This is a genomic window from Bradyrhizobium sp. UNPA324, from assembly GCF_006658635.1.
Classification (GTDB): domain Bacteria; phylum Pseudomonadota; class Alphaproteobacteria; order Rhizobiales; family Xanthobacteraceae; genus Bradyrhizobium; species Bradyrhizobium nanningense.
On sequence record NZ_LFJD01000004.1, the window covers coordinates 1,114,434 to 1,128,189 of the forward strand.

Here is a 13,756-nt window from a genome sequence, read left to right on the forward strand (position 1 = left end):
AGTGCTGCGTCTTCTGTCGTTCGCTCTATTTCTCTTGATCTGGTGGATTGCCGCGCTGTTCGTCGGCGGCGCGAAGCTGCCCTCCCCGCCGGCCGTGCTCGAGGTGATGATCGCGGAAGCCTCATCCGGCGCGCTGTTCCTGCATCTCGGCGCCACGCTGGCGCGCGTCGCACTCGCCTTCGTGCTGGCGATGTCGCTCGGTAGCGCCATCGGCTACCTGATGGGACGGGTCAGGCTCGCAGACAAGCTCGGCGATCCCTGGCTGATCCTGCTGCTCAATCTGCCCGCGCTGGTCGTGATCGTGCTGGCCTATATCTGGGCTGGCCTGACCGAGGCCGCTGCGATCGCGGCGATCGCGATCAACAAGCTGCCGACCGCGGTCGTCACCTTGCGCGAGGGTACCCGCGCCCTTGACCGCTCGCTGGACGAGATGGCGAGCGTGTTCGCGATGCCGCGCTGGCGCGCGTTCCGCCATGTCGTGCTGCCGCAGCTTGCGCCCTATATCGCGGCCGCCGCCCGCTCCGGACTGTCGCTGGTGTGGAAGATCGTGCTGGTCGCCGAACTGCTCGGACGTCCGAACGGCGTTGGCTTCGAGATCGGCGTCGCCTTCCAGCTGTTCGACACGCCGCGGCTGCTGGCCTATTCGTTGACATTCGCCGCGGTCGTGCTCGTGATCGAAACCTTGCTGGTGCAGCCGTTCGAAGCCCGCGCAACCCGGTGGCGGCCCCGTGCGGCTTGAGGTCGAGATCACAGGCAAGACGTTCAGGAGTGCCACGAGCGGAACGCACGAGGTGCTGGCGCCGCTCAAATTCGCGCTTCACTCCGGCGAGGTCGGCGTGCTCATCGGTCCGTCCGGCTGCGGCAAGAGCACGATGCTGCGCATCATCCTCGGCCTCGATCACGAATTTCAGGGGCGCATCGCGCGGCCGCCGCAGGCGCGGATCGGCATGGTGTTTCAGGAGCCGCGGCTGCTGCCGTGGCGTTCGGTCGAGCAGAATGTGCGGTTAGCTGCGCCCGACGTAACCGACGCGAAGCTGTCGGAGCTTTTCAGGATTCTGGAGCTTGAAGCGCATCGCAGCCACTTTCCCGGCGAGTTGTCGCTCGGGCTTGCCCGGCGCGTCGCGCTCGCCCGCGCTTTCGCGGTCGAGCCCGATCTGCTGGTGCTCGACGAGCCCCTCGCCTCGCTCGACGACGCGCTCGCCGGCCGCTTGCGGGACGAGATCGCGACGCTGGTGGCCAGCCGGCCGGTGATGACGCTGCTCGTCACCCACAGCCTCGATGACGCCGTTCGGCTCGGCGATCGACTGTTCTTCCTGTCGCCGCGCCCGGCGCGCATTCTCGCCGAGGTTCCTATCGCCATCCCGCGCGACGCGCGCGCCGATGCCGAGATTGCGGCGATCAAGGCCGGGCTTGCGCGGCGCATCCAAGGGGAACAAGGCGACGAACGCGCCGGGCGGGATGTCTCATAGGCAACCGCGCGAGGCGCGTGCTAGATTGGGTCGCAGCGGAGTCTGCTGATGAAGCGAACGATCGCCATGACGGCGCTTGGCCTCGCTCTGCTCGCGACAATTGCGCGCGCGCAGGACTTGATGCGCGACCTAGATCTGACTTCTCCCGCCATGGTCTCCGCCGAGATGAGCCGGCAGGAGGTCGAGGCCACGCTGGCCAAAGCGGGCGCCGGCGCGCCCGCCGATTTGACCGGCAAGCGGTTATCGGGGCTCGATCTCAGTGGTCTCGACCTGACCAACGCAATTCTCCGAACGGCACGGCTCAACAAGACGAAACTCGCCGGCGCCCGGCTTGATGGGGCGATCCTCGATCAGGCGTGGCTGTTGGATGCAGATCTCACAGGCGCGAGCCTGAAGGGAGCCAATTTGTTCGCGTCACAGATGGCGCGCGCTCGCCTCGACGGCGCCGATCTCACCGGTGCGCGCATCGCGGCCGATCTCAGCGGCGCGAGCCTTGTCGGCGCGTCGATCGCGGATGCGCATCTCGGTGCCGACATGCGCAACCAGTCGATGGGATTAATGCGCGCCGTGCTGCGATCTGCCAATCTGGCGCGGTTGAACGCGCGCAACGCCGACCTGTCGCGGGTCGACCTCGAATTTGCTTCTCTCAAGGGGGCCGACCTGACCGGCGCATCGCTCAGGAACGCTCAGCTCGGCGGCGCCGACCTGACCGGCACGACCATCATCGACGCCGATTTCGACGGCGCCGATCTCACCTCCGCCAGGCTGATTGCGCCGATCGGCCTTGACCGGGCCAAGAATTTCGACAAGGCAAAGAACCGTGAGCGCCTGATCAGGCAATAGCGGCGCGGGCTTTGGGGAGGATGAGGTGATGCGTTGGTGTCTCGTTTTGATCGCGGTGTTGGTGTGTGCCGGTGAAGCCGCCGCGCAGACCAAAGGCAAAGGCATCCGGCTCTGGAACCTGACGACGGAGACGATCTCCGGCTTCCAGCTCTCACCCGCCGGCAAGACCGAGTGGGGCCCGAACCAGTGCTTGAACGACAAGGACAAGGAGGTCGACCACGACGAGCGGCTGCGCATCACCGGCGTCGAGTCCGGCCGCTACGACGCCAAGGTCAGCTATCCCAACGGGCGGCAATGCGTCGTTCGCGATATCGAGATCAGGGCGGATGCGGTGTTCTCGATTGCCGACAAGGATCTGAAGGACTGCACCAAGTAGCGCAGTGGCTCTCCCTCATCCTGAGGGCCTGCGGAGCAGGCGTCTCGAAGGATGAAGGGCCCGGCTGCAGCGGCGGGGCCTGCATGGTTCGAGACGCCGCTTCGCGGCTCCTCACCATGAGGGATTAAGGGTTGCGCAAGCCGCCTCACGCCTTGTCGTTGGGGTGCGGATATTCGCAGCGCCACCGCACCGCCTGCCATTTCGGATGCTCACCGACCCATTGCGCGATATAGGGCGGCGCGGCCATCGCGCATTGCCGCGGCGACCCACCATAGTTGAACATCAGATGCTGCTCCTCGCAGGTCGCAGGCGAGAGTACCGCACACACAGTCAACACCAGGTCAATCGGGCTCATGCCGGGATCCTCGCGGCCAGTGGTCGAAGTTAGCACAGAGGGCTACGCTTGACGCCGCGTGAGGTTTCAAGAGCGTGTGAAAAGAGGCGGCGAATGACTTCGGCGGTGCCGGCCGCGCGAACTGCACGCCCCCAAGCGCCTTGCCGCCGGTTCATTTCGTCAATAAGCTTGTTCCATGCAACTACTAACACGCTGATGGTCCTTACGAAAACCCCTTCGCGCGGCCTCGCGGTCGCCATGTGCTTGCTGGTGCAGGCCGCCGGCATGGTGGTCAGCGGACCGGGCCAGCGTTCTCTTGCAGCATCGGCACAGCCGGAAAGTCCGAATGCGGCCCGCGAGGGGGCTTCTCGAGCCCCGGACGCCAGTCAGCCGTTGGTCAAGCTCAAGCCAAACCAGCAAAGCCAGATCGGCCTCGAAACCGCCGTTCTGGAAGCTGCCCCCCATCCCGAACAATTCCGCGCCTATGGCGCGGTGTTGGATATCTCCCGCATCACGGAGCTGACGAACAGCTACGCCAACGCGCAGGCCCAGCTCCAGACGGCACAGGCCAGGCTCGAGGTTGCCAAAAGCGCGTTCGACCGAATCAGGAATCTAGTAGAGTCGGCGGCGCTCCCGAAAAAGGAGGCCGAGGTTGCGGAGGGAACGTTCCGTACCGACAAGGCCGCGCTCGCGGCCGCGGAGTCGCAGCTCAGGACTCTCGCGGCAACGGCGCAGCAGGAGTGGGGACCGGTCGTCGGCAAGGGAATCGTCGAGCGCTCGCCCGTCGTGGTCGGGCTGATCGAACGCGACCTGTTTCTGGTCCAAGTCACGCTACCGCCCGGCGTGACCATCACGGGGACTCCGGGAACGGCGCTCGCGCAGGCGCCGACGCGCAACGCGAATATCGACCTTGCATACGTGTCTCCGGCGACGCGTACCGACACTCGCATCCAGGGACTGAGCTATTTCTTCTCGGCGCCCGGCAACAGCGGAATGTTGCCCGGCATGAACACGACGGTCTATGTGCCGTCGGGCAATACTTATGAGGGCGTGTTCGTCGAGGATACGGCAATCGTGCGGTGGCAAGGGCGGTCGTGGGTCTACCTTCGCGTCGACAACGGCGCGTTCAAGCGGCATCCGATCAGCACCGATCAGCCGGTCTCCGATGATGACTACGTGGTCCGGGACATTCCGTCGGGATCGGAGATCGTGATCCGGGGCGCGCAGGTCCTGTTGTCCGAGGAAGCTAGAAGCGAGCTTCGGGGCGGCGCTGACGATGACTGACGGCACTGGCACTGCCACATCAGGGCCGCAAGTCGCTCTCGTCTCCTTTGCCATTCGCTTCCGCGGCATCGTGCTCGCGCTAGCATGTGCGCTCCTGGGCTACGGATTGATCGCGCTCGGCGAAGCCAAATACGGCGTCTTTCCGGAATTCGCGCCTCCCCAGATCACGATCCAGACCGAGGCTCCCGGCCTCAGTCCCGAGCAAGTCGAGATTCTCGTCACGCAGCCGATCGAGACCTCGATCAACGGGTTGGCCGGCGTCGAGAGCCTGCGCTCATCATCGATCCAGGGCCTCTCCGTCGTCACCGTGATCTTCCAGCCGGGCAGCGAAATCTACCGCGCGCGGCAACTCGTGACCGAGCGCCTCGCTGTCGTCGCCGCGCGGCTGCCGCAGGGCGTGCAGCCGCCGTCAATGACCCCGTTGACGCCGCTCGCCGGCACCGTGCTGGTCGTCGGCCTGACATCGAGCAAGCGCTCGCTGATGGACCTGCGCACCATCGCGGACTGGTCGGTGGCGAGGCGGCTGCTCGCGGTGGCCGGCGTGGCGCAAGTCTCCACCTATGGCAGGGACGTCAGATCGCTTCAGGTGCAGGTCCGGCCGGACGATCTGATCCGCTTCCGCGTCGGCATGAACGACGTTCTCGCCGCCGCGCGCAAGGCCACCGGCGTGCGCGGTGCCGGGTTCGTCGACACGACCAACCAGCGCATCACGTTGCAGACCCAGGGGCAGTCTCTGACGCCCGACCAGCTTGCCCGCACGGTTCTCCTGCACCAGGGCGGGGCAAGCGTGGTTCTGGGCGACGTTGCCACCGTCGTGACCGCGCCCGAGCCGCCGATCGGCGCCGCCCTCATCAATGGCGTGCCCGGCATCATGCTGATGGTTAGTCAACAGTACGGCGCCAACACGCGTGAGGTCACCGCACGGGTCGAGGCCGCGCTCGGAGAACTGCGACCCGGCCTCGAAGCCGGCGGGATTCGGCTCCATGCTGACCTGTTCCGTCCCGCCAATTTCATCGACACGGCGACCGAGAACGTGCTGTACGCCTTGTTGATCGGCGGAGCGCTCGTGATCATCGTCCTGTTCCTGTTTCTGTTTGACTGGCGCACCTCGGTCATCAGTTGCACCGCCATTCCGCTGTCGCTGATTGCGGCCGTATTGGCACTGCAATGGATGGGCGAGACCCTCAATACGATGACGCTGGGCGGCCTCGCCATTGCCATCGGCGAAGTCGTCGATGACGCCGTGATCGGCGTCGAAAACGTCGTGCGGCGGCTGCGCGAGAACCGCCGTGCGGCTGCGCCGAGGGCCGAAGCCCGGGTCGCGCTCGAGGCCTTCCTCGAGGTCCGCACTGCCGTTGCCTATGCGACCTTCGCGGTGATCCTGGTGTTCTTCCCGATCCTTGCGCTATCCGGCATTGCCGGCCGGCTGTTCGCGCCGCTCGGCACCGCCTACATACTCGCGGTGCTGGCCTCGCTCGCGGTGGCTCTGACAGTCACCCCTGCGCTCACCATGCTGCTGCTGGTCGGCCGGTCCGGCGGAGAGCGCCTGCGCGAGCCTCCTACCGTTCGGTGGTCGCAATGCCACTACCGGGCCCTGCTGCGCCGGATCGGCCGTTTCCCAAACCTCGTGATGACAATGACGGCGACCCTGACGATCGCCGGCGCCGCTCTGCTGCCGTTCTTCGGCGGTACCTTCCTGCCGGATCTGCGGGAAGGCCATCTGATCCTGCACGTCTCGCTGATTCCCGGCACCTCGCTCGACGAGTCGCTCCGGGTCGGCAAGCTGATGACGGATGCGCTCCTCGGCATTCCGGGCGTGCGCAGCGTAGCGCAGCACGCAGGCCGCGCAGAAGCCGGCATCGACACGGTCGGCCCGCATTCCAGCGAGTTCGAGGTCGACCTGCAGCCGGACCTCTCCGGCCGCGACCAATCTGCAACAGAAGAGCGTATCAGGGCGGCACTGGCTGATTTTCCAGGCGTTGTCGCCTCGAGCAAGACTTACCTTACGGAGCGCGTCGAGGAAACCGTCTCCGGCTTCACGGGGGCAGTGGTTATCAACATCTACGGGCCAGATCTCGACCTGCTCGATGCAGCCGCGCGCGACGTCGCCCGCGAGCTCGGCGAAGTCAGGGGTGCGATCGAGGTGCAGCAGCGATCCCCGCCGGGCATCCCCCAGGTTAACGTGACGCTGCGTCCAACCGACCTGCAGCGCTGGGGCCTCGATGCCGTCGAGGTCCTCGAGCTGATCCGCACCGCCTATCAGGGCGATGTCGTCGGCCAGGGCTACGAAGGCAACGCCGTCTTCAACGTGATCGTGATCCTCGACGCGTATGATCGCGCCCGCATCGGTCAGATCGGAGACATGCCGGTGCGCACATCAAGCGGGGGCTACATTCTCTTGAAGCAGGTCGCCGACGTCTACGAGACCGCGGGGCGCAACCAGATCCCACATCAAAACGCGCAGCGCGTTCAGACCGTGACGGGAAATGTCAGCGGGCGCGATCTCGAATCCTTCGTTGCAGCTGCCAAGCGCAAGATCGCGCGCGAGGTCAAGTTGCCGCCCGGGACGCATGTCGAATTCGCCGGAGCGGCCGAGGCGCAGGCGCGGTCGAGGCGCGACCTCCTCGTCAACTCGCTGCTCGCCGGGACCGGCATTTTCGTCCTGCTCGCCATGGTCACCGGCCACTGGCGCAACCTGTTGCTGGTGATGATCAACCTGCCGTTTGCGTTTGTCGGTGGCGTGTTCGCGCTGGCCTCGACCGGCGGCCTGCTATCGCTCGGCTCACTGGTCGGATTCGTCACCCTGTTCGGGATCACGCTGCGCAACTCCATCCTCATGATTTCGCACTACGAGCATCTCGTTCTCGTCGAAGGCCGCGCATGGGGGCCCGATACGGCTATCGACGGTGCGGCCGACCGCCTCATTCCGATCCTGATGACGTCGCTGGTGACGGGCCTCGGCCTGTTGCCGCTCGCAATGGGCGCAGGAGAACCGGGCCGGGAAATCGAGGGACCGATGGCGATCGTCATCCTCGGCGGCCTGATGACGTCGATGGCGCTGAACCTGCTGGTCCTGCCCACGCTTGCGCTTCGATTTGCACAGTTCAAAAGCCGTGCCGACCGTGCGCTCGCCTTGTTGTAATGGTCCGGGCTCGCATCCGGCAGCAGCTCTGATTGAGCCGACTCGTCACAACAAGCTCTCCACAAGCGCCCAAAAAAAGCGCCAAAAAATTTCCGCGGCTCCGACGGAACTCACCGTCGAAGCCGCGGAACTCTCAAGCCACGTCGTTACTTGCGCGAAGCGCAGGCGTACATGTTGATTTCCATGCCGACCGACACTTCCACGATCTTCGGAGCTTTCCAAGCCATTCGGGTCTCCCAAGGTATTGAGCGCGACATCGCGCGGCGCAAAACCTAGGGCTGCGTCAGATGCAGTTCAAGCCTCGATTCGTCTGTCGAGCGCGTCTGTGTCGATTCTTCACGGCTGCATTTCTCTCTCGGACAAAGCCAGTTCTCTCTTGGTCAAACACGACCTGGGAGGCGCTGGCTTGTGCGACGCACCGCGCGTCGAATCGACACGAACGACATCGCGCCGTCAGCAGCCCTTGTCGGCCATTGCTGCGCCGTTCGGCTTGGCGCCTTCGGCCTGCTGAGCCGCCGTCGGCTCACTCTGCATTTGCCGCTGCGCATCTTCGGATGACGCCGGCGTTTCGCCGCTTGCACGATTCATCGTGCTGGTCGGCGGATGCTGGCTGGACTCGCCCGCTGAGCTGGACGAGTGCGATTGCGCCGAGCCCACGGTGACCGGACCAGAACCAGCATCCTTGTCAGTGCTGGCGCTGCCCGTATTGCATGGGCCGGCGATGGCGACGCCGGCGCTCAACGTCAGGATCGCGCAGGCGGCAAGAACGGAACGCTTCGTGTTCATCTGCATCTCCTCTTCTCCCGCCGCGCTGCCCCGGCGCCGGGCAGGACATCGCGAGGAGAACAGATCGAGCTGCCCGATGTTCCGAGTGTCGGAGCGGAAATGCTCGCAAAAAGCCGCCCTCGTCACGTCTGTTCCGATTGCCCCGCTCACCGCAACAATCGCAACAGCGCGCGGCCGGCGCGCGAATTCAGCTCCTTCGCATCCAGGGTGCCGTCCTTGTCGGGATTGGCTGCGTTGAAGCGCTGCTCGACCACGGACAGATATTCGTCGAGCGTCAGGGTCCCGTCGCGGTCGGGATCGGCGGCGGCGAGTTCTTTCGCCGTCAACCGTCCGCGCAATTCGCGCGCATCGAGCGTACCGTCGTGATCGGGGTCGAGCTTCGCGAACAATGCGGCGGCGGCCTTCTTCACTTCGGCCAGATCGAGCGTGCCGTCATTGTCGGTGTCGAACAACTTGACGGCGTTGCCGGAGGCCGACCACGCCGGACCGGACAACATTGCGATCGTGAGCGCAAGCGCAACTGAGCGACGCGAAATCATCAAGACCTCCCAGACAAAGAGCCTCGGTGCGAGGCGGGCCAGCAACGAGATAAATCCACAAGCAGCTCCCGGTTCAAGTCCGGAATTGCAACTTGCGCGCGCGACGCCCCCCCGGGAACTCGACCGTGCGCGCTGAGACCTACGCCCGGCGCTGCTTCGTGGCGCGGAATTTTTTCAGCGTCTCCGCACAAGTGCACCGCAAGGTTTCCGTCTGGTGACCGACAGCGACCAGCGATATCGGCACGACACTTGCGACTTTCGTATTGACGCGTTTTGGTTTCCGACGGAGTGTTGTTCCCGCAGCGTCAAAAGGCGCGCATATTGGGAGGAACGGATGAAACGCTTTGCGATGGCCGCGAGCCTCGTCATGCTTGCATCGACTTGTGCAAGCGCACAAACCACCGAGCAACTGGTCAAGGGCGCGACCGACACGTCGAACGTTCTCAACTACGGGATGGGCTACAATCTGCAGCGCTTCTCGACGCTGAATCAGATCAACAAGGACAGCGTCAAGAACCTTGTCCCGGTCTGGAACTACTCCTTCAACGACGATCGCAGCGAGGAATCGCAGCCGCTGGTGTACCAGGGCGTGATCTACGTGACCTCGCACAACGCGACCATGGCGGTCGACGCCAAGACCGGCAAGCAGATCTGGAAAACCAAGGTCGAGTATCCCGCCGAGACGCCGCGCATCGTCTGCTGCGGCATCATCAACCGCGGTGCGGCGCTCTATGACGGAAAGGTGTTCCGCACCACGCTAGATGCCAACGTGATCGCGCTCGACGCCAAGAACGGCAAGGAGCTGTGGCGACAGAAGGCGGCCGACATCAAGGAAGGCTATTCGATGACGGTGGCCCCGCTGGTTGCCGACGGCGTCGTCATCACCGGCATCTCCGGCGCCGAGTTCGGCACGAGGGGCTTCATCGACGGCTGGGATCCGGCAACAGGCAAGCATCTCTGGCGCACCCATTCGATCCCCTCGCCGGACGAGCCCGGCGGCGACACCTGGAAGGGCGATACCTGGAAGCTCGGCGGCGGCTCGACCTGGATCACTGGGTCTTATGACCCTGAGCTGAACACGGTGTATTGGGGCATCGGCAATCCCGGACCGTTCAATTCGGCGGTGCGTCCCGGCGACAACCTCTACACCTGCTCCGTGCTGGCGATGGACCCCAAGACCGGCAAGATCAAGTGGCACTACCAGTTCTCGCCGAACAATCCGTTCGACTATGACAGCGTGGCCGAGATGGTCCTCGCCGACATGAACGTCGAGGGCAAGCCGACCAAGGTGCTGATGGATGCCAACCGCAACGGCTTCTTCTACGTGCTCGATCGCACCAACGGCAAGCTGCTGGCGGCCAATCCTTACGTGAAGGTCAATTGGGCGACCGGCGTCGATATGAAGACCGGCCGTCCGATCGAGACCGACGTCAGCAAGGACGCGCGCGAGGGCAAGAAGGTGACGGTCTATCCGTCGATCCTCGGCGGCAAGAACTGGGAGCCGATGTCGTTCAATCCGCAGACCGGTCTTGCCTACGCCAACACGCTCAACTTCGGCGGCAAGTACAAGGCCGAGCCCGTCACCTTCAAGCAGGGTGAATGGTATCTCGGCATGGACCTGACCGATCCCTGGGAGTTTGGGGACGGGCCGCGCGGTCACCTCAAGGCGATCGACCCCATGACCGGCAAGTCGAAATGGGAAGCCCCGAGCGACATTCCGCGCTTCTCGGGCGTGCTGTCGACCGCGGGCGGCGTCGTGTTCTCGGGCGCCCTGACCGGCGAGTTCGAGGCCTTCGACGCCGACACCGGCAAGAAGCTCTGGCAGTTCCAGACCGGGTCCGGCATCGAGGGCCAGCCGGTGACCTGGCAACAGGATGGCGTGCAGTATGTCGCGGTGACAAGCGGCTACGGCGGCGTCTACTCACTGTTCTCCGGCGACGAGCGACTTGCCAAGGTGCCGCCCGGCGGCTCGCTGTGGGTTTTTGCGGTCAAGCAGTAATCCCGCGGCATGATGCTGAGAGAAATGCCTCACGAGACGGCGGCGATCTTCGCCGCCGCCTTGGTGCTGACGGTCGCGCTTGCGGCAACCGTTCGTGCCGCCGACGAGCCAACCGGCAATCCCATGCAGGCGCGGATCGACCACGGCAAGTCGACCTATGCCGAGAGATGCTCGCACTGCCACGGCCCGAACCTGATGAACTCCGGCACCATCACGCCGGACCTGCGTCTCTTCCCCGACGACAAGACGCGCTTCGTCACCACGGTGAAGAACGGCAAGAACAACAGGATGCCGCCCTGGGGCGACATTCTCAGCGACGACCAGATCGGCGATCTCTGGGCCTTCATCTCCAGCCGGAGGAAGCCATGAGGAGCCGGTCCGTTGCATGGAGCGTTGCTGCGCTTCTGTCGACGATGGCGTCGGTCGCGCTTGCGACCGACGATCCCCTGAAGATCTGTCTCGACGAGGACCGGCCGCCGCTCTCGATGCATCACCGCGGCAAGCCGGATGCCGGCTTCGACGTGCTGCTGGCGCAGGCGATCGCCCAGCGGCTCGGACGGCCGCTGGCGATCCAATGGTTCGAGAGCAAGCTGGACGAGGATTCCAGTCCCCAGCTCGAGGCCAACGCACTGCTCTCGGATGGGCGCTGCTCGCTCGTTGGCGGCTACGCGCTGACGCGGGATTCGCTCGTCGCCCCCGGGATGAAGACGGCGCGCTTGCCGGATTTCGCCGGCGCCACGCGCGATGATCGGCGGCGCCGCGTCGCGCTCGGCGTGCTCGCGCCGAGCCTGCCTTACGTCTATTCGCCGATGACGGTGGTGCTCGGGCCGAAGGCAAGCGGCCGCAAGATCGGCGACATCGGCGATCTCGCCGGCCTTCGCCTTGTCATCGAAAGCGGCTCGCTCGGCGACGCCATCCTGATGACCTTCGACAAGGGGCGGCTTATCGACAGCATCACCCATCTCGTCCCCGGCCGCGACGATCTCCTTGGCGCGCTCCAGCGCGGCGACCATGACGCGACGCTGATCGACCTTGCGCGCTTCGACGCCCATCGCGCCGCGCACCCCGACACGGCACTCTCCGCGTCGGGCTATTACTATCCGATCGGCGCCAATCGCGGCTATGTCGGGCTTGCCAGCGATGGCGCGCTGATCGAGGCCGTCAACAAGGCGCTGAGCGCCCTCGCGGCCGAGGGCAGGATCGCCGAATTCGGCAGGCAGGCGGGCCTCACCTATCTGCCGCCGCGCGAGCCCGCCATTCTGGGCGACGTCTGGACGAAGATCATCCAGCGGTGATTGGAGAACAATCTCATGTGCCGGACGATGCTTCGCATCGCCTTGAGAGTGCTGCGCTGCGTCCGGGGCACGAGCCCCACGTCCGACATTTCGGGGGCGCCCGGTTTCCGACCAAAGCCTAGTGTTGGAAAAGCATTTTCCCGCTATGATTGCGGGCCTCTGCAGACAACAAGGGCCGATCGCATGACACCGGATGCAGTCGCCGTCGCCGTTATGGTTATCCTGCTCTTTCCGATGGGCTATTTCACGCTGGCCTCGCCCGCCTTCCTGCTGGTGAAGCTCGATATCCGGCCGGTCGCCCTGCTGCTGCGCGGAATGTTCAACGCCCATTTTCTGGTGATGCGCGTTGCCGGAATCATCGCGACGATGGCTTTGCTACTCGACGGGCGCACGGCGGCCGCTGTGGGCGTTGGCCTGCTTGCAGCTCTTGCGATCGGCGGGCGCCGCTGGTTCATGCAGCGCATGGACGAGCAGCTCAGCGCTGGCGAAGCCGGCGATACCAGTGCTGCGGGTCGGCTGCGGCGGCTGCATTGGAGCGGAATGCTCTGCAACGCCGTGTTGCTTGCCGCCCTCCTGGTCAGCATTCCTTACATTGCGGCATCGGCGTGAACGACATTTGATCGCCGGAGCGGCTTGATCGCCGGCGCAACTTCGGCAGCCGTCTAATGCTCGCCCGAGCTCGCCGCGCCCTGCTGCGCCTTGTGGATCGAGGACGGCACCACGCCAAAGTATTTCCGGAACACCCGGCTGAAATGCGATGAGCTGGAGAAGCCCCAGGAGAATGCGACGTCGGTGATGGTCTTGCCGGCGTGAGCTTCGAGCTCCTGGCGGCAGTTCTGCAAGCGCGCCTGCCAGATGTAGTCGCTCACCGTGGTGCCGCGTTCCGAGAACAACATGTGCAGATAGCGCTTGGAGCAGCCGAGCTCGGCGGAGATCTGGTCGATGCACAGATCCGGATCGCGCAGGTGCTCGCGGATGAAGAACTGCGCGCGCACATACATCGCTTCGGGCCCGACCCGGTCGAACATCGTGTCGGCTTCGCGCAGCGGCAACAGCAACAGGTCGATCAGCGAATCGGCGACGCCGACCGCGCTGTTCGCCGACAGCTTGGCCGCCTCGTCGAAGGTCGCATGGACGAAATCGTGGGCGATCCGCCCCGTGCCCGTCTTCGCCGTCAGTTTGCAGGCGGGCATTCGCTGCGAGGGGAATCCGCGGTCGCGCAGCAGCGCCTTCGGCACGATCACCACGTCGTGACGCGTGAAGGCCGGGCTGATGATCGTATGCGGGCAGGAGACGTCATAGGCGATGATATCGCCGGGATTGATTTCGATGTGACGGCCTTCCTGCTCGAAATAGGACACGCCGTAGGTCTGGAAGTGGATCTTGATGTAGGGATGTTCATTGGCCTTGGCGCGCGCCAGCGTGTGCGCGATGCGATGTTGGCTCACCTCGATCTGGCAGAGCTTCAGGCGCGAAACGCTCGTGTAATCGATGCGACCCTCGAGCGAGGACGCCTCCAACGGATCGACGTCGAAATGCCCACACAGGCTCGTCAGCCCGTCGATCCAACTCTGGATCTGGCGCTTCGGCGTCATACCGGTCGTCGAGAGCGTGTGAATGGTGTCGGACATTAATCCAGCCACTGGTTTGATCCGGAGATTCGACGCGAATCGCGACCAGCGCTGCTGG

15 protein-coding genes are annotated in these 13,756 nt (G+C 64.8%); 10 read left to right on the forward strand and 5 right to left on the reverse strand.

Annotated elements, in window-relative coordinates:
- Position 1: 1 nt before the first annotated feature.
- From UNPA324_RS05340 to UNPA324_RS05355, 4 genes are read left to right on the forward strand one after another with little or no spacing between them, the layout of a single operon-like run.
- Complete coding sequence (locus tag UNPA324_RS05340) at positions 2 to 739, forward strand: ABC transporter permease (protein ID WP_128919783.1); 738 nt, start codon at positions 2 to 4, stop codon at positions 737 to 739.
- Positions 729 to 1,469, forward strand: a complete 741-nt coding sequence (locus UNPA324_RS05345) for an ABC transporter ATP-binding protein (protein WP_128919782.1) — start codon at positions 729 to 731, stop codon at positions 1,467 to 1,469. Before UNPA324_RS05340 ends, UNPA324_RS05345 begins: the two co-directional genes overlap by 11 nt.
- A gap of 48 nt (positions 1,470 to 1,517) precedes the next feature.
- A complete protein-coding gene (locus UNPA324_RS05350; protein ID WP_164936293.1) occupies positions 1,518 to 2,312 on the forward strand; it encodes a pentapeptide repeat-containing protein in 795 nt (264 codons plus the stop codon).
- 28 nt (positions 2,313 to 2,340) lie between these two features.
- A complete protein-coding gene (locus UNPA324_RS05355) occupies positions 2,341 to 2,688 on the forward strand; it encodes a hypothetical protein (protein WP_128919780.1) in 348 nt (115 codons plus the stop codon).
- 145 nt (positions 2,689 to 2,833) lie between these two features.
- On the opposite strand, the gene UNPA324_RS05360 is transcribed toward UNPA324_RS05355, so the two are convergent.
- Positions 2,834 to 3,043: a hypothetical protein gene (locus tag UNPA324_RS05360; RefSeq protein ID WP_128919779.1), complete on the reverse strand. Its 210-nt coding sequence runs from the start codon at positions 3,041 to 3,043 to the stop codon at positions 2,834 to 2,836.
- Between the two features lie 195 nt (positions 3,044 to 3,238).
- Here UNPA324_RS05360 and UNPA324_RS05365 point away from each other — a divergent pair, with 195 nt between their 5' ends.
- The gene (locus UNPA324_RS05365) at positions 3,239 to 4,306 is read left to right on the forward strand and encodes an efflux RND transporter periplasmic adaptor subunit (protein ID WP_141933853.1); all 1,068 of its coding nucleotides are present in this window, start codon (positions 3,239 to 3,241) and stop codon (positions 4,304 to 4,306) included.
- Positions 4,299 to 7,448, forward strand: coding sequence for an efflux RND transporter permease subunit (locus UNPA324_RS05370; RefSeq protein ID WP_141933855.1), 3,150 nt, complete (start codon positions 4,299 to 4,301; stop codon positions 7,446 to 7,448). The genes UNPA324_RS05365 and UNPA324_RS05370 overlap by 8 nt, the downstream gene beginning before the upstream one ends.
- 146 nt (positions 7,449 to 7,594) lie before the next feature.
- Here the strand turns inward: UNPA324_RS05370 and pqqA are convergent, their stop codons facing one another.
- From pqqA to lanM, 3 genes are all read right to left on the reverse strand, one after another.
- Positions 7,595 to 7,675, reverse strand: coding sequence for a pyrroloquinoline quinone precursor peptide PqqA (gene pqqA, locus UNPA324_RS05375; protein WP_035663753.1), 81 nt, complete (start codon positions 7,673 to 7,675; stop codon positions 7,595 to 7,597).
- Positions 7,676 to 7,901: 226 nt separating this feature from the next.
- Positions 7,902 to 8,240 carry a hypothetical protein gene (locus UNPA324_RS05380; RefSeq protein ID WP_128919777.1) on the reverse strand — a complete coding sequence of 113 codons (339 nt, stop codon included), beginning with the start codon at positions 8,238 to 8,240 and terminating at the stop codon, positions 7,902 to 7,904.
- A 140-nt stretch (positions 8,241 to 8,380) separates the two neighbouring features.
- The gene (gene lanM / locus UNPA324_RS05385; RefSeq protein ID WP_141933857.1) at positions 8,381 to 8,773 is read right to left on the reverse strand and encodes a lanmodulin LanM; all 393 of its coding nucleotides are present in this window, start codon (positions 8,771 to 8,773) and stop codon (positions 8,381 to 8,383) included.
- 334 nt (positions 8,774 to 9,107) lie between these two features.
- Between lanM and UNPA324_RS05390 the strand changes: the two genes are divergently transcribed.
- The 4 genes from UNPA324_RS05390 (at position 9,108) to UNPA324_RS05405 (ending at position 12,676) form a co-directional block, all read left to right on the forward strand.
- The gene (locus UNPA324_RS05390) at positions 9,108 to 10,772 is read left to right on the forward strand and encodes a methanol/ethanol family PQQ-dependent dehydrogenase (protein WP_128919775.1); all 1,665 of its coding nucleotides are present in this window, start codon (positions 9,108 to 9,110) and stop codon (positions 10,770 to 10,772) included.
- A 12-nt stretch (positions 10,773 to 10,784) separates the two neighbouring features.
- The gene (locus UNPA324_RS05395; RefSeq protein ID WP_128919871.1) at positions 10,785 to 11,141 is read left to right on the forward strand and encodes a c-type cytochrome; all 357 of its coding nucleotides are present in this window, start codon (positions 10,785 to 10,787) and stop codon (positions 11,139 to 11,141) included.
- Positions 11,138 to 12,067 carry a substrate-binding periplasmic protein gene (locus UNPA324_RS05400; RefSeq protein WP_141933859.1) on the forward strand — a complete coding sequence of 310 codons (930 nt, stop codon included), beginning with the start codon at positions 11,138 to 11,140 and terminating at the stop codon, positions 12,065 to 12,067. The genes UNPA324_RS05395 and UNPA324_RS05400 overlap by 4 nt, the downstream gene beginning before the upstream one ends.
- Before the next feature lie 183 nt (positions 12,068 to 12,250).
- Positions 12,251 to 12,676 (forward strand): hypothetical protein, encoded by a 426-nt coding sequence (locus UNPA324_RS05405; RefSeq protein WP_128919870.1) that lies wholly within the window; start codon positions 12,251 to 12,253, stop codon positions 12,674 to 12,676.
- 53 nt (positions 12,677 to 12,729) lie between these two features.
- Here UNPA324_RS05405 and UNPA324_RS05410 read toward each other — a convergent pair whose 3' ends face one another.
- Positions 12,730 to 13,698, reverse strand: coding sequence for a helix-turn-helix domain-containing protein (locus tag UNPA324_RS05410; protein WP_128919773.1), 969 nt, complete (start codon positions 13,696 to 13,698; stop codon positions 12,730 to 12,732).
- Positions 13,699 to 13,756 lie beyond the last annotated feature (58 nt).

Coding starts and splice junctions, on each gene's coding strand:
- UNPA324_RS05350 (WP_164936293.1), top strand. CDS start 1,518: ATGAAGCGAACGATCGCCATGACGGCGCTTGGCCTCGCTCTGCTCGCG.
- UNPA324_RS05355 (WP_128919780.1), top strand. CDS start 2,341: ATGCGTTGGTGTCTCGTTTTGATCGCGGTGTTGGTGTGTGCCGGTGAA.
- UNPA324_RS05360 (WP_128919779.1), bottom strand. CDS start 3,043: ATGAGCCCGATTGACCTGGTGTTGACTGTGTGTGCGGTACTCTCGCCT.
- UNPA324_RS05365 (WP_141933853.1), top strand. CDS start 3,239: ATGGTCCTTACGAAAACCCCTTCGCGCGGCCTCGCGGTCGCCATGTGC.
- UNPA324_RS05370 (WP_141933855.1), top strand. CDS start 4,299: ATGACTGACGGCACTGGCACTGCCACATCAGGGCCGCAAGTCGCTCTC.
- pqqA (WP_035663753.1), bottom strand. CDS start 7,675: ATGGCTTGGAAAGCTCCGAAGATCGTGGAAGTGTCGGTCGGCATGGAA.
- UNPA324_RS05380 (WP_128919777.1), bottom strand. CDS start 8,240: ATGCAGATGAACACGAAGCGTTCCGTTCTTGCCGCCTGCGCGATCCTG.
- lanM (WP_141933857.1), bottom strand. CDS start 8,773: ATGATTTCGCGTCGCTCAGTTGCGCTTGCGCTCACGATCGCAATGTTG.
- UNPA324_RS05390 (WP_128919775.1), top strand. CDS start 9,108: ATGAAACGCTTTGCGATGGCCGCGAGCCTCGTCATGCTTGCATCGACT.
- UNPA324_RS05395 (WP_128919871.1), top strand. CDS start 10,785: ATGCTGAGAGAAATGCCTCACGAGACGGCGGCGATCTTCGCCGCCGCC.
- UNPA324_RS05400 (WP_141933859.1), top strand. CDS start 11,138: ATGAGGAGCCGGTCCGTTGCATGGAGCGTTGCTGCGCTTCTGTCGACG.
- UNPA324_RS05405 (WP_128919870.1), top strand. CDS start 12,251: ATGACACCGGATGCAGTCGCCGTCGCCGTTATGGTTATCCTGCTCTTT.
- UNPA324_RS05410 (WP_128919773.1), bottom strand. CDS start 13,698: ATGTCCGACACCATTCACACGCTCTCGACGACCGGTATGACGCCGAAG.